Genomic DNA, 2,744 nt, shown 5'->3' with positions numbered 1-2,744 from the left:
TTCCATAATAAATTTTACATTTTTTGTGTCAATAAATATTTTAAAAAAAATTGACTGCTTTTCTGTTTATGGTAGGAGGTAAAAAAAAAAAAGGAGATAATAGTATGGAAATTGAAGAGGCAATAAAAAATAGAAGAAGCATAAGAAAATTCAAAGATAAAGATGTCCCCTTGCCGTTGTTGAAAGAAATCATCGATACTGCCTTATGGGCTCCATCTCCTATGAATAGACAGAATTGGAAAATATTTCTGCTCAAAGGCAAAAAGAAGGACCAGTTAGTAAAAATATGTGCAGAATCCTTTCCTTTTATCGAGCCACGCCTGAAAAAAGTCTTTAAACCAAGTATCATAGAATGGACAAAGAATTTCTTCAAAACCCTTGGAAACGCTCCTGTCGTGGTGGTTGTTTATTCAACTCCTTCAGGCGAAGAATTGACTTCTGATATACAAGGAGCTGCGGCATTCATCCAAAACCTTCTTCTCCTCCTTTACGCTAAAGGTTTGGGTGCTTGCTGGATGACAGGACCTGTAAATGTAAAAGAAGATATAGATAAATTTTTTGGAGTCGAAGGGCTCGAGCTTATCGCCGTAATTCCAATAGGCTACCCAGACCAGTCACCTCCTGTTCCCCCACGCAAAGAGGGAAGGGTGGAGTATATAGGCTTTGATGAATAATATTCTCAGTTGAAATGGAATTTTCTAAGAATTTTTTTAATTTTATTATGAAAATTATGCTGAAAAATTTTTAAATATAAAAGGACGAGTGAATAGATTGAAAATAAAAAAAACATCAGTAGCTGGAATCGGTACAATGGGTTCTGGCATAGTCATAGCCCTTGTTATATCAGGTTTTCCTGTTACTGCTTACGATATTGATGAAGATGCCCTTTTGCGTGGAAAGAAAAATGTTGAGGCATTCCTATCACAAAGCGTTAAACGGGGAAAGATAAGTGAGAAGGAAAAGGAAGTTTATCTTTCAAATATAGATTGGACTTCAAGTATTGAAAATTTGGCAGAATCGGATGCGGTAGTTGAAGCAATTTATGAAGATTTGAAGGTAAAAAGAGATTTTTTTGCAAAACTCGATTCCATAGCAAAGCCTGACTGTATATTTATAACGAATACCTCAACACTTTCCGTAACTTCCATAGCATCTTGTTGCCGAAGGCATGAAAAGGTAGTCGGTATACACTTTTGCAACCCTGCCCCTCTTATGAAGCTTGTTGAAATCGCTTTTACACCGTTGACTTCAGATGAAGTAAAGGAGGAAATCTTTTCCTTTGTGAAAAAACTCGGGAAAGAGTATGTGATTACAAATGATGCGCCGGGACACATAGTAAATCAATTATTGATGCCTTTTTGGGCTGACGCAGTCAGGATATTTGAAGAAAAAACTGCAACTGCCAAAGATATAGATGCTCTCTGCCGTCTTGGATTTGGGCTTCCGAAAGGTCCCCTTGAAATGATTGACATTGCCGGGCTTCCCATAATGGTTACAGTGCTCGAGAGTCTATATAATGAATATGGAGAGAAAAGATACAAACCGCCACACCTTTTGAGGAAATATGCCCAAAGTGGTTTTGTAGGTAGAAAATGTGGGAAAGGATTTTATGTCTACGAAAAAAAGGGTGAATTTGGGACTACAGATGAGAAGAAAAAAGATGAAAAAGTTTCAACTATAAAGACATCCTTTGGAAAAATTGGCGTTGTAGGTTTTGGCACTATGGGTAGAGGTATTGCACAGACTGCCTCGGAGTCAGGATATGAAGTTGCTGTGGTTGAGTTGAATGATTCTCAAAGAAAAGATGGTTTGTCATTCATTGAAAGAATGGTGAAAGGAAGAGCTGAAAAGGGAAAAATCGATAAAAAAGAAATAGGAAATATCATTGCGAGGATAAATCTCTCAGATGATTTTTCAGTTTTATCGGGCTGTGATATTGTAATAGAAGCGGTATTTGAAAAAGCAGAATTAAAGAAAAAGGTATTTACAAATATAGAAGAAGTTGTGGAAGATGATACAATAATTGCTTCAAATACTTCCTGTATTCCTTTGACAGAGCTTGCTTCAGCCCTGAAAAAGCCTGAAAGGGCGTGCGGAATTCATTATTTCAATCCTGCTCCACTTATGAAAGTTGTTGAGATTGTCAAGGCAATGCAATCGACTGATGCAGTAATTGACAAAGCTTGCAAATTTATCCAATCGGAAGGAAAAATTCCTGTAGTTTCAAAGGATGTGCCGGGATTCATTTCAAATCGCCTTTTGATCCCCTATCTTTTTCAAGCATTCAGGAAATTCGATCAGGGGCTTGCTTCGATCGAGGATATTGACAAAGCAATGGTACTCGGTGCCGGTTTCCCTATGGGACCTTTCAAAGTTTCGGATCTCATAGGCCTTGATGTGCTTCTTCAGATTGGAGAATTTATGTATGCTGAAACTGGAGATCCTGATTTTGCACCTCCGTCCCTATTGAGAAGAATGATAGCGGCAGGATATATTGGCAGGAAAAGAGGGAAAGGTTTTTACAACTATAACAATTGTTGACGAAAGGACTTTTCTCTTGTCTCTTGGTTTTCATTTTTTTATTTTGCAATTTTCTTTAGAAAAATCATTGTATTTGTTCTTCGTATATTTTTTCGCAGAATATAGAGAAGCGTAATATTCCTAAAAATGTGCAAAAAACCTTTCGCTATTTCTGTTTGCAAAAGATATTTACTGAATCGATTTTTTGATTTTAACTTTGGACT

Annotated in this window: 2 protein-coding genes; both read left to right on the top strand. The window is 36.9% G+C overall.

The genetic code is table 11. The features are described from left to right. Positions 1–104: 104 nt before the first annotated feature. Positions 105–674 carry a nitroreductase family protein gene (locus D6734_05910; GenBank protein ID RMF95263.1) on the top strand — a complete coding sequence of 190 codons (570 nt, stop codon included), beginning with the start codon at positions 105–107 and terminating at the stop codon, positions 672–674. An 88-nt stretch (positions 675–762) separates the two neighbouring features. Beyond that, on the top strand, positions 763–2,541 hold the full coding sequence (locus D6734_05905; protein ID RMF95262.1) for a 3-hydroxyacyl-CoA dehydrogenase family protein: 1,779 nt from the start codon (positions 763–765) through the stop codon (positions 2,539–2,541). Positions 2,542–2,744 lie beyond the last annotated feature (203 nt).

Source organism: Candidatus Schekmanbacteria bacterium (genome assembly GCA_003695725.1).
Lineage (GTDB): Bacteria > Schekmanbacteria > GWA2-38-11 > GWA2-38-11 > J061 > J061.
This window is presented reverse-complemented; position numbering and strand designations above follow the sequence as displayed.